Origin of the sequence: Halovivax sp. (assembly GCA_007119345.1) — an archaeon.
Lineage (GTDB): Archaea > Halobacteriota > Halobacteria > Halobacteriales > Natrialbaceae > Halovivax.
This window is the reverse complement of record SKPV01000123.1, coordinates 22,639-37,863: the sequence shown is the minus strand read 5'-3', so window position 1 is coordinate 37,863 and position 15,225 is coordinate 22,639. Positions and strand designations below refer to the sequence as shown.

General features: G+C 69.1%; 14 protein-coding genes. 6 read left to right on the top strand and 8 right to left on the bottom strand.

Annotation, left to right across the window (positions count from 1 at the left end; translation table 11 throughout):
- Positions 1-1,126: DR2241 family protein (locus QZT59_RS08505; protein ID WP_290814233.1), on the top strand; the 1,126-nt coding region annotated here is incomplete at its 5' end.
- An 83-nt stretch (positions 1,127-1,209) separates the two neighbouring features.
- On the opposite strand, the gene QZT59_RS08500 is transcribed toward QZT59_RS08505, so the two are convergent.
- Entirely contained in the window at positions 1,210-1,809 is a 600-nt protein-coding gene (locus tag QZT59_RS08500; RefSeq protein WP_290814230.1) for a hypothetical protein, read from the bottom strand.
- Positions 1,810-1,818: 9 nt separating this feature from the next.
- Positions 1,819-2,010: a methytransferase partner Trm112 gene (locus QZT59_RS08495; RefSeq protein WP_290814227.1), complete on the bottom strand. Its 192-nt coding sequence runs from the start codon at positions 2,008-2,010 to the stop codon at positions 1,819-1,821.
- A 225-nt stretch (positions 2,011-2,235) separates the two neighbouring features.
- On the opposite strand from QZT59_RS08495, the gene QZT59_RS08490 reads away from it, so the two are divergent.
- Together QZT59_RS08490 and QZT59_RS08485 are read left to right on the top strand one after the other, a co-directional pair.
- Positions 2,236-3,756, top strand: a complete 1,521-nt coding sequence (locus QZT59_RS08490) for a GAF domain-containing sensor histidine kinase (protein WP_290814224.1) — start codon at positions 2,236-2,238, stop codon at positions 3,754-3,756.
- 76 nt (positions 3,757-3,832) lie between these two features.
- Positions 3,833-5,881, top strand: a complete 2,049-nt coding sequence (locus QZT59_RS08485; protein WP_290814222.1) for a hypothetical protein — start codon at positions 3,833-3,835, stop codon at positions 5,879-5,881.
- An 11-nt stretch (positions 5,882-5,892) separates the two neighbouring features.
- On the opposite strand, the gene QZT59_RS08480 is transcribed toward QZT59_RS08485, so the two are convergent.
- The gene (locus QZT59_RS08480; RefSeq protein WP_290814220.1) at positions 5,893-7,284 is read right to left on the bottom strand and encodes an adenylosuccinate synthase; all 1,392 of its coding nucleotides are present in this window, start codon (positions 7,282-7,284) and stop codon (positions 5,893-5,895) included.
- A 307-nt stretch (positions 7,285-7,591) separates the two neighbouring features.
- On the opposite strand from QZT59_RS08480, the gene QZT59_RS08475 reads away from it, so the two are divergent.
- Complete coding sequence (locus tag QZT59_RS08475) at positions 7,592-7,897, top strand: hypothetical protein (protein ID WP_290814217.1); 306 nt, start codon at positions 7,592-7,594, stop codon at positions 7,895-7,897.
- A gap of 69 nt (positions 7,898-7,966) precedes the next feature.
- On the opposite strand, the gene QZT59_RS08470 is transcribed toward QZT59_RS08475, so the two are convergent.
- The 3 genes from QZT59_RS08470 to QZT59_RS08460 form a co-directional block, all read right to left on the bottom strand.
- Positions 7,967-10,441 (bottom strand): hypothetical protein, encoded by a 2,475-nt coding sequence (locus tag QZT59_RS08470; RefSeq protein ID WP_290814214.1) that lies wholly within the window; start codon positions 10,439-10,441, stop codon positions 7,967-7,969.
- Positions 10,442-10,728: 287 nt separating this feature from the next.
- Complete coding sequence (locus QZT59_RS08465) at positions 10,729-11,007, bottom strand: UPF0058 family protein (protein WP_290814211.1); 279 nt, start codon at positions 11,005-11,007, stop codon at positions 10,729-10,731.
- Positions 11,008-11,025: 18 nt separating this feature from the next.
- Positions 11,026-11,721 carry a DUF998 domain-containing protein gene (locus tag QZT59_RS08460; protein WP_290814209.1) on the bottom strand — a complete coding sequence of 232 codons (696 nt, stop codon included), beginning with the start codon at positions 11,719-11,721 and terminating at the stop codon, positions 11,026-11,028.
- Between the two features lie 200 nt (positions 11,722-11,921).
- Here QZT59_RS08460 and QZT59_RS08455 point away from each other — a divergent pair, with 200 nt between their 5' ends.
- On the top strand, positions 11,922-12,272 hold the full coding sequence (locus QZT59_RS08455; RefSeq protein ID WP_290814206.1) for a VOC family protein: 351 nt from the start codon (positions 11,922-11,924) through the stop codon (positions 12,270-12,272).
- A gap of 222 nt (positions 12,273-12,494) precedes the next feature.
- Here the strand turns inward: QZT59_RS08455 and QZT59_RS08450 are convergent, their stop codons facing one another.
- Both QZT59_RS08450 and QZT59_RS08445 read right to left on the bottom strand, forming a co-directional pair.
- Positions 12,495-13,679, bottom strand: a complete 1,185-nt coding sequence (locus tag QZT59_RS08450; protein ID WP_290814236.1) for an ABC transporter ATP-binding protein — start codon at positions 13,677-13,679, stop codon at positions 12,495-12,497.
- 210 nt (positions 13,680-13,889) lie between these two features.
- On the bottom strand, positions 13,890-14,360 hold the full coding sequence (locus tag QZT59_RS08445) for a DUF5793 family protein (RefSeq protein ID WP_290814203.1): 471 nt from the start codon (positions 14,358-14,360) through the stop codon (positions 13,890-13,892).
- Between the two features lie 358 nt (positions 14,361-14,718).
- On the opposite strand from QZT59_RS08445, the gene QZT59_RS08440 reads away from it, so the two are divergent.
- Positions 14,719-15,159 carry a hypothetical protein gene (locus QZT59_RS08440; protein ID WP_343195730.1) on the top strand — a complete coding sequence of 147 codons (441 nt, stop codon included), beginning with the start codon at positions 14,719-14,721 and terminating at the stop codon, positions 15,157-15,159.
- The last annotated feature ends 66 nt before the right edge of the window (positions 15,160-15,225 follow it).

Sequence of the window (15,225 nt, the reverse complement as noted above, 5' to 3'; positions counted from 1 at the left end):
GGCCGCCGACGGTGGCGTCGCCCTCGACGGCCTCGTCGTCGAGCGCTCGGCCGACGGCTACCGGCTGACGACGCCCTCGCTGGAGCGCGAGGGGCTGGACGAGCCGGCGCTGCGCGACGCGCTCGCGGACGTCGCGGACCGCGCGACGAACTGGCGGTACTGGGCCCGGAGCGTCGGGGGCGAGGGAACCGCGAGGCGCGCGTTCCTCCGGTGGTGCGAGCGGGCGCCGCTGCACGCCACGGGAACGGGCACGGACGCCGCGGAGCGGCTGGCTTCGGTCCCGGCGCGCTACGACGCCCTCCGAGCGGGGATCGAGCGCCGGTGGGGCCAGCTGGTGATCACCGCCCAACTGGCCGAGGACGGCCCGCCCGGCGAGCGCGTCTACGACTGCCGACACGTGAACGACCGCGGGGTCGACGCGGCCGCGCTCGAGACGTTCGCGGACCCGCGGGTCGCACGCGAACTGGCGACGGAAGACGGGCGGGGCCGCTACCGCCCGCTGAAGACGGCGCCGACGCTCGTCGACGGCTGGCGGTTCTCGGCGCTCTCCGGGGACGAGCTGGTCGAGACGGTCGACTACTTCTACCCGGCGACGGTCGCCAACTGGCACCGCGAGCGCCTGAACGGGCTCGACGTCGACCACTGGCTCGAGACCGCCGAACGCCAGACCGGGATCTACGACGTCGTCGACGAACTTCCGCGCGAGGCGGTCGAGTGGATGGCCGAGGCCTGCTGCGTCGACTCCCAGTGTCTCCGGCGTCGCGAGTGGCACTACGAGGCGGACGACGAGCTCGGGGTCGACGGGGGCGACGAACCCTTCCCCTGCCGGGAACCCTGCTCGCTGGTGATCGCCGCCGCCCGCAAGTGGGCGATCCTCGAGTCCGAGCGCGAGCGCACGTGGACCCTCGAGCTGACGACGAGCGAGCTGAACCAGCTCGGCGAGCTCGTCGACGCCGTGGCGGACGGCCGGGTGGAGGATATCCGCGAGGCCGACGTCAACGACGGCGCGAACCGCTACCGAGCACGGTACCTCCAGGCGAAGCGCGCCGACGAGGACGGGAGCCTGCCGGCCGAACCGACCGACGAGAACGGGAGCCCGCCGGCGGAGCCGACCGACGAGGAGTGAACGCGGGACCGGAAACGGGTGCCGACCGTGCCGTCGCACTCGACGGTCCGACCGAGATCTACGGGGTGGAGCGATCGGCCTGCTCACCGCAACAGCAGGACGGCCGCGGCGACGATGCCGACGCTGACGACGCCCAGCCCCACGAGGCCCGCGGTACCGCCCACGAGGAACGCCGCGGCCAGGGCCGTCGCCAGAGCGATGCCCGCCAGACCGATCACCCCAATCGATCCCGGTGGGAACCGCTCGAGGAGCGCGTGGAGGCGCCCGCCGGCCGTTTCGAGCGCTCCCGGCGCCTCGTCTCGGGTGCGATCGGGTTTCGCGAGCGCCTCGTCGACGTCCACCCGTCGGTCCGGGCCCACGCCGCCCGAGAGCGTGACCTCGACGGTCGCGCTGTTCGCGCCGAACCCGGTGGCGAACTCCAGGTCGCCGGCGATGGGACCGTCGTGGGCGGCCACTCGGACGCCGATCGCGACCTCCTCGTCGGGTTCGACGTACGGGTTCGGCTCCTCGACGGTCACGACGTCAGCGAGCGCCGCCGTCGCCCGGCAGTGGACGTGCGCCGGTTCGCCGTGGTTCCGGAGCCGAAGCTCGAACGATCGGCCGGTCTCGACCGACGCGGGATCGACCTCGACGGTCCCGCGCCCCGAACGGTTGACGTGAACGGTGATCGGATCGGCGGTCACGGGGTCACCTCAGGCCGGAGACTCCTCGCGCATGTCCGGCGGAAGCAGGTTCGGGATCCCGTCTTCGATGGGATACTCCTCACCGCACTCGGTACAGACCAGCGTGCCCGAATCGATCTCCTCGTCGCCGGACGCGTCGCGGAGTTCGAGGTCGTGTTTGTCCATCGGACAGCAGAGGATCTCGAGGAGCGACTCCTTCATGCTCGGATAGCGGGCGCGCATCCGGCAAAAGGTTTCGGGAAGTCATCGGACGAGCGAAGGACCGTGCGGGCGGAGCGACGACGCTGCGCGCCGGCGAACGGTCCGAACCGCGGGCCTCGCCCGTCGCGCGAAATTACGATCCCTCATCGGTGGTATTTAATAGGCGTCTCCATCTAACGGTCCACCGATGGAGCCGCTGCCGCCGGCCGCGCCAACAGGGGAGCCATGACCACACCGGAGGTGACCGACCGGGTCGCGCGCCTCGGGGAGATCGCTTCGGAACTCGAGACCTGCGAGACGGTCGACGAGGTGTACGATCACGCGGTGTCCGCGTCCGCCCGCGTGCTCGCGTTCGACGCGGCGATCGTTTGCACGATCGACGACGGCCTGTTCGACCCCCGCGCGGTCAACGTGAGTCGGCTCGTTCCGGGTGAACCGCTCCCGGCGGGAGAGGGCGTCGCCGGAAAGACGGTCCGCGAATCCCGGACGGTCGTCGTCGACGACCTCGCGACCGATCCCGACGCCGCGCCCACGAGCGACGCGTTCCGCTCGGCGCTGTCGATCCCGTTCGGCGACGACGGCGTCCTGCAGTTTCTCGCGACCGAGGAGGCGGCGTTCTCGACGATCGACCGAGAGCTCGGCGAGCTGCTGGTCGCGACGCTCACGAACGCGCTGGGCCGGGTCCGGTTCGAACGGGCGGTCGAGCGCGAGCGCGACCAGTTCGCCGCGCTCTTCGAGAACGTCCCCGACGCTGCGCTCGAGTACCGCGTCGAAGACGGCGAACAGATCGTCGAGGCGGTAAACTCCTCGTTCGTTCGGGTCTTCGGCCACCACGGCGAGGACGTCGTCGGCGAGTCGGTCGCGGAAATCCTGCTCCCGCCCGGCGAGCGCGACGAACCCGAGCGGCTCTCGGTCGTCGGGGGCGAACGGCGCACCGACGTCGAGGTCGTCCGGGAGACGGCCTCGGGTCCGCGACCGTTCTTGCTGCGAAACGTGCCGATGCGGACCGACGACGAGTCGATCAAGGGCTACCTGATCTACGCCGACCTCACCGCGCTGAAGGTCCGCGAGCGCGAACTGGAGCGCAAGAACGAGCGCCTCGATCAGTTCGCGAGTATCGTCAGCCACGACCTGCGGAACCCGCTGAACGTCGCCGCGGGCTACCTCGAACTCGCGAAAGAGGAGTGCGACTGCGAGGAACTCGCGGACATCGAGCAGGCCCACCGACGGATGGAGCGGCTCATCGAGGACGTCCTCTCCCTGGCGCGCGACGGCGACGTCGACGATCCGCAACCGGTTCACCTGGGGACCGCCGTTCGGGAGGCCTGGAACAACGTGCGGACCGACGACGCATCGCTCGTCGTCGACGCCGACGCGCTGGTGGAGGCGGACGCGACCCGCTTGCTCCAGCTACTCGAGAACCTGTTCCGTAACGCGGTCGAACACGGCGGCGAGGACGTCACCGTCCGGGTCGCGGCGACGCCGGACGGGTTCGCCGTCGAGGACGACGGCCCGGGAATTCCGGCGGCTGATCGCGAGCACGTCTTCGAATCCGGGTACTCCTCGTCGGAGGAGAACACCGGACTCGGGTTGGCGATCGTCCGACAGATCGTCGACGCCCACGGCTGGGCGGTCGAGATCGGGGCCGGCCGCGGCGGCGGCGCGCGGTTCGCGTTCGACGTCGATTCGGGGGCGCTATCGGGCGAACCGCACCTGATCGACGGATTCGGGGGGAGGGAGCCGTGAGGATGTCACGGAGTTCGTCTCGACGGATCGGGGACGATTGTGGAACGATCGGCGGCGTTCGCGGAGGTGGCTCGTCGTGAACGATCACGAACTCGTCGACGTCGACGTCTCCGGGACGACCTTGCAGGCGACGGACGTCGCAAGCAACGTCGTCGCGTTCGATATCACCGGCTGGGATCGCCTCTCGGAGCCGAAATCTTTCGACGAACCGATCGATTCCACCGCCGCGGGCCGGGTTTCCGAACTGCGCTACGATCTTCGGAACTACATCGGAATCGAACGGCTGGACGGGCCCCTCGAAGACGGTCCCGACGCCAGCAACAGCCGGAACATCGCCGCCGACGAGGACGTCCGGTTCGATCTCCCAGCGGGCGAGTATTTCTGTCGACTGGAGGCCGATATCCTCACCCGACTCCGGTTCGACGGCGAGGCGACGGTCCGGAACCGCCCCTACGGTCCGCTTGTTCTCTCGTTCCCGCACCCGACGCCGGTAACGTTCGGGTTCAAGACGACCTTCGACTACCCGCGTGACGAAATCGCGGTCGAACCGACGGTCGACGGGATCGCTCGCGCGGTCTCGCACCTCTCGGCGTCCGTTCGAACAACGTCACCGGACCGAGTTCACCGGAACTACCGCGGCTATCCGCCACTGCTCGCACTCGAGGAGGAGACGCACGTCCCCGAGGTGGTCAGGGACGCTACGGCCGAGACCGGACTCGAATTGGTCGTTCCGGATCGGTTGGAGGCGGTCTTTCCGTCGGCTCCGCTCTCGTACTATCTGAGCGCCGTCGTGATCCCGGCCGACGTCGAGACGCCGGCGTTGCGAGCGCCGTCGCTCGACCTCGTACACGAATTTCCCGAGCTGCCAGCGTTCGGCCGATCGGCCGGCGAACTGCTCCGACGCACGTTCTTTCTCGACTTGCTGACGTCGTGGGTGGACGACAACGAACCGACCGTCGCCGCCCACGACCGAGTCGCCTCGGCAGGAATCGACCTCGGTCCGTACGCGGACGCGCCGATCGCCGAACGCGTCGCGGCGTACCTCGACTTCCCGGACGAGGTCGTCGACGAGGTACTTCCCGAGTGGCCCTACCGAATGACCGTCGATCCCGCGGCCGATCACGCGACCGTGCTTCCGCACCTGCTACACGATCTTGCGGCCATCGACGTTCCGGGTACCGAGAGCGGCGTTCCGGGAGCAAGAAATTTCGAACCGTCTCACCGTTCGGATCGGCCGCCGGCGGTCCGGGCGCTCACGAGTCGAAGTCGAATCGTCGGATCGATCGGGCGGGGCGCGAATCCGGAGGGATTCGAGGCGCCGCCGGTCGCGTACGAGAACCGACTCTCCTACCTCGACCAGGACGCGGACGCGCTCTCCGTGGCGATCGTTCTCGGCGACGGTGCGACCGTGGACGGGGACGCGATCGCCGCCGCGTACGTCGAACGCGACGAGCACGTCTCACCGATCGTCGACGTCGTCGAGTCGCCGACCCGGGCAGAACTGTCGGCGTTGTTCGCGGAGGGTGTCGGCTACCTCCACTTCGTGGGTGATGGCGATGGTCGGGGTCTCGCCTGCGCGGACGGCTCCCTCCGGGTGGCCGATATAGACGAGAACAACGTCCAGGTTGTTCAGCTAGACGCCCTCGACTCTCGCGCGGTTGCTGAATCGCTGATCGATCGGGGAAGTGTCGCGGCCGCGATCCGTCCGAACGCGACCCACGCGGACGGGCCGTCGACGACGATGGGCGAGCTCCTCCTGTACGGTCACTCGGTGGCCACCGCGGCGGCCTGCGGGGCGCTCGGCGACTCCGACTGTGCGGGCGCGGTTGTCGGCGACGGAAGCCACCGCTTCGTGGCGAAGTGGCGACCGACCGAGATCCAGGCGCTCGTGAACCGGGACGACGAAGTTTCCGTTTCGGTCGTGCCGTTCCCCGTCGACCCGGTCGGCGCCCACTGGGTCGGCAAACGCGACGTTCCGAAAGCGCTGCAGACGGAAACGATCCAGTTCGAACTCGATCCGACGGAGATCAGCGGGTACTTCCCGACGAACAAGGAGCCGGTCTACTTCGAGGACCGGTTCTACTGGATGGACGAGCAGGGTCAACTGATCTACCCGATCTCCTAACCGGTCCGATTTCAGGCGAACGGGTCCTCGCGCACCACCGTCTCCTCGCGGCCGGGTCCGACGCCGACGGCGTAGATGGGGACGTCGAGTTCGCCGGCGACGTACTCGAGGTACGCCCGCGCCGCTTCCGGGAGCGCGTCCCAGCCGTCCTCGGCGACGGCCGCCCAGTCGGCCTCCGGCCAGCCGTCGAACGTGCGGAGGTTGGCCTCGCAGCGGGCCCACTGCTCGGTCGTCGGGGGGACCGTCGTGAGTGTTCGCTCCTCGCCGTCTCGAGTGCGCATCGTGTAGGAGTGGCCGACCTTCACCTCGTCCAGGCCGGCCAGCGTGTCGACGTGGTTGACCACGATGGCGGTGAAGCCGCTCGTGCGCGCGGCGTGTCGGAGCATCGGGAGATCGAGCCAGCCGACGCGGCGCGGCCGGCCGGTGACGGTGCCGTACTCGCCGCCTTCGTCGCGAATGTAGGTCGCCAACTCCTCCGCGTCGTCGTCGGCTCCGGTCTCGGCGTCGTAGTCGGGGGTTTGGCCCTCGACCCCGCCGAGCTCCGTCGGCAGCGGACCGGTCCCGACCCGGGAGAGGTAGGCCTTGACGATGCCGATCACTTCGCCCTCGCCGATCACGGTCGGACCGAGGCCGGTTCCGACGGTCGCGCCGCCGGCGGTCGGATGCGAGGAGGTGACGTACGGGTAGACGCCGTGGTCGATGTCCAGGGAGGTGCCCTGGGCACCCTCGAGCATCACGGCCTCGCCGTCGTCGATCCGTTCCTGGAGGAAGGTGCCGCAGTCGACGGTCATCCCCTCCGCGGCGAGTCGCTCGCCGAACTCGCGGTAGGTCTCGAAGAGGACCTCGATGTCGAACGCGTCGCGGACCTCGCCCTCGAGGTCGATCCCGAACACCTCCGTCGCGAGGGCCCGCTTCTGGGGAACGACGTACTCGAGGCGCTCGCGAAGCACCCCGGGGTCGAGGAGGTCGCCGACGCGGACGCCGCGTCGGCCGGCCTTGTCCTCGTAGGTCGGTCCGATCCCGCGCTTGGTCGTCCCCGCGGCGAGGTCGGCCTTTTCGTCCTCTTCGACCCCGTCGATGACGCGGTGATACGGCAGGATGACGTGCGCTCGTTCGGCGACGCGCACGTCCGGCTCGAGACCGCGCTCGCGGAGCTCGTCGATCTCGTCGAACAGCGTCGCCGGGTTGACCACGCAGCCGTTGCCCAAGACGCCGACGTTCCCGCGGACGGCGCCGGACGGTACCAGCGACAGCTTGTAGGTCTCGCCGTCGTGGACCACTGTGTGTCCGGCGTTGTCGCCGCCCTGATAGCGGACCACGACGTCGGCGGCTTCGCCGTAGATGTCGACGACGCCTCCCTTCCCTTCGTCGCCGAGCTGCGCCCCGACGATAGTGACGGTCATGACAGCGACGGATTCTTGCCGGGCCGATAAACCGATTACGATCCCCCGGCCGACGGCGAATACGTCGATCCGAGGCTCGTCATCGGCATCGAGATCCGCCGGCCGACCGCCGGTCGTCCTCGCCGCTCTCCTCGCGCGAATTCCGGTCGACCGAGCCCGACTCGCTTCGACCAGAACTGTTAACTACTGCCACGACGCAGCTACATCGTACCGCCGCGCCCGCTCAGGCGAAGGGCCACCGTAACGGCCGGTTTTTTGCCATGCGAGGGTAACATTTAAAGGGTGGGCAGACAAGTTAACAAATGCCATGATAGACCGACTTGAGAAGGAAGTGGATATGCTCGAGCGTCATCTGCAGGTCCTGAAGATGGTGATCGAAAACGAGCCGATCGGGATCGTGAAGATGTCGAACGAGACGGGCTACCCCCACCACAAGGTTCGCTACTCGCTGCGCGTCCTCGAAGAGGAGAACCTCATCGAGCCCTCGAGCCAGGGCGCCATCAAGACCGAGCGGACGGCGGAGTTCGTCGACGAGCTCGACGGCAAGATCGACGCCATCGGCGAGAAGCTCGACGGTATGAAGATCGAAGACGTCGCGGAGATCGAAGGCTGATCTCGGGACCGGTCGCCGACGTGCGCTCTTTATCGCCGTAACGGGCCGTTCGCGGCCCCGATCGGCCGCTTACAGCTCCGGAACCGTCAGGTGGAAGCCGCCGCTGCGGTCTTCGACCAGACAGAGGTGATAGCCCTGCTTTCGCGAGAGGTTCACGTAGCTGAGCTTGGAGCCGCGACTCAGGAAGCCGCCGGTGGTCGCCTCCTCGGCGACTTCCAGGGCGCCCGGGTCGAAGAAGCTCGAGGTGACGACGAAGGCCGCACCCAGCTCCGGGTAGTTGGCGTTGACCGCCGAGGCGTCCGCCTCCAGCGACTCGAGCATCTCCCGCGTCGCGGGATCTCTGGAGTCGTTGCAGTTCGCGACCGCGAGCGGCGTGCCGCGCTTGTCGAAGGCGGCGACGTCGAAGGTGACCAGGTCGGGAACGTTTTCGGTGTCGTCTTCCTCCAGGGAGATCTCCGCCGATAGTTCCACGCGATCGATCCGGGGGATCACGTCGTAGAGGTCGCCGAGCGCGTCTGCGTGACCCGTGTCCCGGATCTCGAAGAGGACGGTTCCGACGAGCCACTCGACGAAGCGGTACTGCATCGTGTCCTCGACGAACTCGTCGTAGGGCTGGCCCACGACGACCGCGTCGTCGGCCTCGAACTGGGTGTGTCGCTCGAGATGGAGGTTCTGGCCCACCTCGCCGCGTCCGGCGTCGCCGTCGTGAGCGCTCGCGAGCGTCGGCTGGCTCTTCGAGCCGTACCTGACGAAGACGTTCGTCTGGTCGAGCGCCTGCTGGGGTGACAGCGACGTCCCGCCGCCGGCGCCCGCGGCCGTCGTTGCGGCGTCCGCGGTTGCCTGCCCGCGGAGCCGCTCGAGTTCCGCCTCGAGCTCTTCGATCCGGGACTGTAGCCGGTCGACCGTCGCCGACAGCTCCTGGTTCTCGGAGGCGAGCTCGTCGCGTTCCGCCTCGAGCGCTTTGCGCCGCGCGTCGAGGTCGGTGACCCGCTGGGTCAGCTGGTCGATCTTGTCCTCCCGTTCCAGCATGTCCGAGCGGAGCGCCTGTTCGCTCGACGCCACCGTCTCGGGCTTGGGTCCGGACCGCATCGACGACCGACCGTCTCCCCCCGCGCCGGCGCCCTCGGCCGAACTCGCGGATTCCGCGGATCGATCGGCCGTCGACTCGCCGCCGGTCGACGGTCGCCCGTCGCTCTCGACCGATCGACGGCGGCCCGACCGGCTCCGCGATCCGTCCTGCCGACTCCCGCTCGCGGTCCCGCGACGCGCTCGACCGCCCCGGCCGGTTCGATCCTCGTCGCCGCTCGCGTCGGGATCGATCGACGGAATCTGGCGCGTCTCTCGCCAGCGGGCCTCCTCCCGGAAGCGGGGATCGGGCTCGTCGTCGCCCCCGCTCGCGGTTCCGTCGCCCGCTTCGCCGGGCGACCCCGCGCCCTCGCGACCGGCTGCGGTCCCACCGGACGCGTCGGCGCCACCGGCGTTCGAGCGGTCGCCAGACGACTCGTCGGTCGTGATGCCAGTTTCGCCCGCCTGCGCCGGTTCGTCCTCGCTCGTCGTGATTCCCGCGTCCGCCGCCGCGGACGACGAGGTCCCGGGCCGGGACGCCTCCGCCCGGTCCGGACGCGAGCCCGACGGTTCGGTCCCCGGATCGCCGGTTGCCCCGGCGTCGGCGTCGGCGGCCGACGGATCGTCGTGGTCGCGGTCTTCGGCGTCGTCGATCACCGTCGCGGCCGACTCGGCGTCGTCCGTTTCCGGTTCGCCGACCTCGTCCCCGGCCGCTCGCGCTGGGTCGACGTCCGCCGGGGCGCTCCGCTCGGTCGGCGACCCACCGGTCCGGGTCGCGCCGTCGTCCGTTCGGTCGTTCTCCGGTGCCTCCGCCGCCTCGCGCGTCGGGGCGGCGGCGCGTTCGTTGCTCGCGGTTTCACCGCTCGCGTGTTCCGAGGCGGTTCGCGCCTCGCTGCTCGCGGCGTCGCCGCTCGCATCTCCGGAGGTACTTTCGACCTCCCTCCCCGGAATATCCGTCACTTCAACATCGACGTCGGTGACCTCGTAGATGCCGATCTCGTCGTCGGCTCGCTCGAACGCCTCCTCGCCGGTGAGGAGGCGCTCGGCGTTGCCGATGTATGCGGCGGCCATCCGTCGGCCGCCGTAGTAGACGGCGTAGTAGTCGCCGCTCAGCACCTGCTCGCTGAGCTCGATGTAGCCCGTGAACGAGCCCTGCCGGAGCTTGTGGTCGACCTCGGAGAGGGGCGTTTCGTTCGTGTAGTACTTGGCTCTGGTCTCGCCACCCTGCTCGAGCATGGCGGCGAGCAGTGGGAGCGCGGCGTCCGGCGCGTCGTACACCGTTCCGCCGGCGTCGAGGGCGTCCTCGATCGCGCCGTCGACGACGCCGACGACGCGGCCGTTCAGCATGAACAGCCACGTGCCGGCCGCCTCCACGGCGCCGGAGAACTCCCGGTCCGCGAGGGAGACGAGTTCGTCCCGGCCACCCGAGAAGGGACGCGACTCCCATCGCTCGACGCGCTCTTGCGTGCGCGGGTCCATAACCCCAACAAGCGTGAACCCGACTATAACCGTTTCGCCTAGATCTTCGCTACCGGCGACCGGATCGCCCGTCGATCCCCCGATCCGGCGACCCGTTTCTCGGGGATCGGTCTCCGCGACGGTGCGCCGTCGGTCGCTTCGAGGCGTCCGACTCGGTCGCGTCGGCGGGCGCGCGGCCGTTCACTTTTGCGGGCGTAGTCGGCAACCACTTCTGCGGGCGTAGTCGGCAACCACTTCTGCGGGCGTAGTCGGCAACGTGGTGCACTCCCGTGTCGCGCTTCGTCCGCTCAGATCTTCGACTCGGCGTCGTCGGCGAGTTCTTTCATCCGCTTGCCGATCCGACCGGCGCTCGAGAATTCGTCCTCGCTCATCGCGTTCGCGAGCGCGTTGCCGAGCACGAACACCGCGTGCTTGTGCTCGCTCTTGGACTTGTGGACGTCGTCGGGATCGACCTCGAGCTGGTGGTAGGCGTCGAAGAGGTTCTCGTCGACCTCCTCGCGCTCGGAGAAGTACTCCATGATGAGTACCAGTTCCTCGTGCAGTTCCAGGAGCTCGTCTTTGTGCATGCGGGTCCGTAGGAACGGTCACGTGTTAAGGGTTGTGCGCCCGCGTGACGGGTAGCGCGTCGACTTTCCGGCCTCCATTCGGGTCGGGCCGGGTGCGTCCGCCCGCCGGAAGCACCGGGCCAGGAGGACCACCCACCCGCCGAAGAGCGCAGCCGCGAGCGCTTCCGGCACCGCGAACCACGCCCACGGATCGGCGGCGATCGTCCGGGCGTACCCGATCCAGACGACCCACTGGGCGACCGGCGCGACGCCGACTCCGACCGAGAGCAGCCCCCACCGACGCTCGCCACCGCGGAGCGATCCCGCTCCGTACAGGAGCGCGGCTGCGGGCCCGAACCCGAACGCGGTCAGGGCGGCCGGTCCGTGGAGATCGGTCGAAACGTAGTACTCGGTGTGCTCGAGGAAGAAGACGCCGACGCTGATCGTTCCGACGATCGCGACGGCGAGCGAGACCGCTCCCGCCCGCTGGAGGGGACCGCTCGCCTCGATCCAGACGCGCCAGACGAACGGCGCGCCGACGAGCCCGCCGACGATCAGCCCGCCGTCGAAGAGCCAGAACGTCTCCGCGCCCGGTCGGCCCATGTCGGACAGCGCCCGCCCTCGCCACGTGAACGTCTCGGGAGACGCGACGAGCGTCGCGAGCAAGATCGCGCCCACCGCGATCACCGGCGCGACGAGGCCGCAGATCGTCGCCGTTCGTCGACGCCGGTTCATGGATTCCACTCAAAGTGCCGTCCTCTCAACGCAGCGGTTTCGAGAAACCGGTGAACCGGAACGATCCCCTCGAACGTTGCGATTCCCTCGAACCCAACGATCCCCTCGAACGTTGCGATTCCCTCGTATCGGAGCGACGCCCGGTCGCGCGGCCGCCCGATTCCCGTCGTTATATGGTGATCGCCCGCACATCGACGGCTATGACGGGAATCGTCTTCTTCGGCACGGAGCATCTCGCGACCGTCGTCGACTTCTACGTCGAAACCGTCGGCGCCGACGTTTGGCTCGAACAGCCCGACTGTACGGTCCTCAAGTACGACAACCAGCTGCTGGGCTTTTGCGATCGGGAGGATGCGGAGACCGAGGGAACGATCACGTTCGTCGCCGAGTCGAAGTCGGGCGTCGACGAGCGCTACGAGGCGCTCGTCGACCACGCGCGCGACCGACCGACCGAGAACGAGCGCTACCGGATCTACCACTTCTACGCGACCGATCCGGAGGGGCGGGCCGTCGAGTTCCAGACGTTCTTGCACGAGACCGAGCCGGTGTAGGTCGCGTGAGACAGGACGCCGCATCGCTCGTCCTTCGAGTTCGCTCGCGGTCGCCGGGACCGGGTTCGACGCCGCCGCTCGCGGTCGCCGGGGCCAAGTTCGTCGCCACCGCTCGCGGTCGCCTGGCCCGGATTCGTGCCGCCGCTCGCCGTCGAGTCGTCGGTCGGCACGCGGCCGCAGAACCGATCGCCGTCCGGGATTCGGTCAGTCGTCGGCCGATCCTTACTCGGTTTCGGCCGCCGCGCCGTCGGTCTCGGCCGCGCCGACGGCCGCCTCCCGCTGGCTCGCCGGGAACCAGGCCAGTTCGTGGTCCGCGGTGACCCGCACCGCGACCCGCTCGCCGAGCTCGATCCGGTCCGAGTGGTTGTGCATGCACTCGATCACGTCGCCGTCGTCGAGCTCGACGCGATAGAGGACGGTCGGACCGAGGTAGCGACGGTAGATCACCTCGCCGTCGGTCTCCTCGCCCGTCGCGGGGAAGGCGGTCACGTCGTCGGGGCGGACGAGCAGGTCGATTTCGGTCCCGTCGTACTCCTCGGCGAGTCCGCCGACGTCCGCCCGGAGGACCCGGCCGAGGGCCGTGTCGACGTGGTCGCCGCGGACCCGCCCGGAGAGGAAGCTGGCGTGGCCGAGAAAGCCCGCGACGAATCGCGACTTCGGACGCTGGAAGACCCGTTCGGGGAGGTCGACCTGCTCGATCCGGCCCTCGTTCATCACCGCGACGCGGTCGGAGATCGACAGCGCCTCCTCCTGGTCGTGGGTGACGGAGACGGCGGTGACGCCGGCGTCCTTGATGATCCGGCGCACCTCCTCGCGCATCTCCACCCGGAGGTCGACGTCGAGGTTCGAGAACGGTTCGTCGAGTAACAGCATCTCCGGTTCGGGCGCCAGCGACCGGGCCAGCGCTACGCGTTGTTGCTGGCCGCCGGAGAGCTCGTCGGGGTAGGCCTCGAGCTGGTCGCCGAGACCGACCAGTTCCAGCAACTCGGTGACTCGGGCGTCGCGTTCCGCGGCCGGTCGGTCGCGAAGGCCGAACGCGACGTTCTCGCGTGCGGTGAGGTGGGGAAACAGCGCGAACTCCTGGAAGACGACGCCGACGCCCCGCTCTTCCGGCGGGACGAATCGGCCGTTGCCGGCGACCGACTCCGCGCCCAGACGGATCTCGCCGGCGTCCGGATCCTCCAGGCCGGCGATCAGGCGCAGCGTGGTCGTCTTGCCACAGCCCGAGGGCCCGAGCAGGGTCAGGATCTCGCCCTCGCGGACGCCGAGCGAACACTCGCGAATCACGTGCTCGTCGCCGTAGGACTTTGCGACCCCGTCGAGTTCGAGGACCACCGGGCCCGTCGCCGCGGCGGTCTCGCGGGCCGATTCGTCGGCCGTCGTGGTGAGGAGGTTCCCGTTCGCCATCATCTTTCCCGGCGTTCGCCGGCTCTCGTTCGATTTAGGCAGACCTAAACCCTTATAATTGCCGGTCGGTTCCGCGCCGGTGGGAATCGGCGTCGGGCGGGACGGAGCGTCCGACGGGAGGAATCTACGACGCCTCGAACGACGGCGTTTCACGAAGCGTCCGACGGCGTGAGTCCACCGCGACCGGCCGGCGGCCGGTCGGTCCGACCGCTAGAGTTCGACGCCGCCTGGGATCAGGCTGTGCTGGCGCAGAAGGCTCCCTTCGTCGTCGTAGACCAGGAACGTCCCCTTCTCGTAGCTGACGAGCTCCTCGCCGTCGACGCGGATCGTGACCTCGTAGCGGCCGTCGTCGGCGTTCGCGTCCTCGCCGTAGTCGCGAGCCGCCCTGATGAACCGGAGGACGTCGTCCGCGTCGACGTTGAGCTCGAGGATGAAGTCGCCGGTGAGGCGATCGGTGACGCTCACGACGCCCTCGGCACCGGAGCCAAGCGAACCCTGCAGTCGGAGGGCGACGTCCGTCTCGGCTCCGTCGAGGAGTTCGTCGTCGGGTCCCGTGAGGCGCTCTCGGAGGTCCGTCGCCTGGCCGTCGAAGTCGATGGTCACCGACGGTTTTCTCGGCTCTCCGTCGGTTTCGACCCAGTCGACGTTCTCGACGTCTAACGTGAAGTGTTCGCGCCTCATTCCGTACTCGTCGTTGGGTCTCCGGTGGTATGAACGTAACGCCCGCGACGGACGAAACGAACGTCGAGATGGGGGACAGCGCGGCCCTCGTCGGTCGACCGGAACGAGGGCGTCGACGATCGCTCCCGTACGGTCGGTCTCGTCAACTCGGCGGCCGTCCCCGACCTGTTCGACCGACTCGCCAGCGTCGACGAGGCGGGGATGTCGGTCATCTCGACCGTCGACCGCGTCCGGTCGGACCCGGGAGTCCTCGACGACGAACTCGAGCGCGTCGGGGACGACGCCCGGTAGGGTTCGGGCCTCGAGACGGCGCTGTGGCGCTTCGAGGGCCGGATCCGGACGGCGGGCGATCTCCAGGATGGTGACGCTCTCGCCGGAAGCGATGAACGCGAGCGGGAACCTGGCCACCGTACTCCGGATCGCCTCGCGGCAGGCGGCCGCCGACCGCCGCCTCGAGCGCGAGCGAAAGCAGGTCTTGCTCGAGTACATGGTCGTCTACGTCTCGTTCCCGGTGTTCGTCTTCATCATCGCCGTCCACGGCGGCTACCTGCTGCCGAACCTGCCGACCGACGCGGCCGCCAACGGCGACGTCGCGAACGTGAACGGCGTCGACGTCGGCGACCTCGGCGACGTAGACGGCGGTGCGTACGAGACGCCGTTCTATCACGCGACGGTTATCCAGGGGATCACCGCCGGGTTCGTCGCCGGGCGGCTCTCGACGGGCGACGTCCGCGCCGGCGCCACGCACGCCAGCATCGTGGCGGCGGTCGCCGTCCTGTTGTTCGCGTTCCTGCTCTAATCCACGGTTCCGCCGGCCGCAGACCCAATCTTCGGTCTCGCCGGCCGCGGACCCAATCCTTTTGCG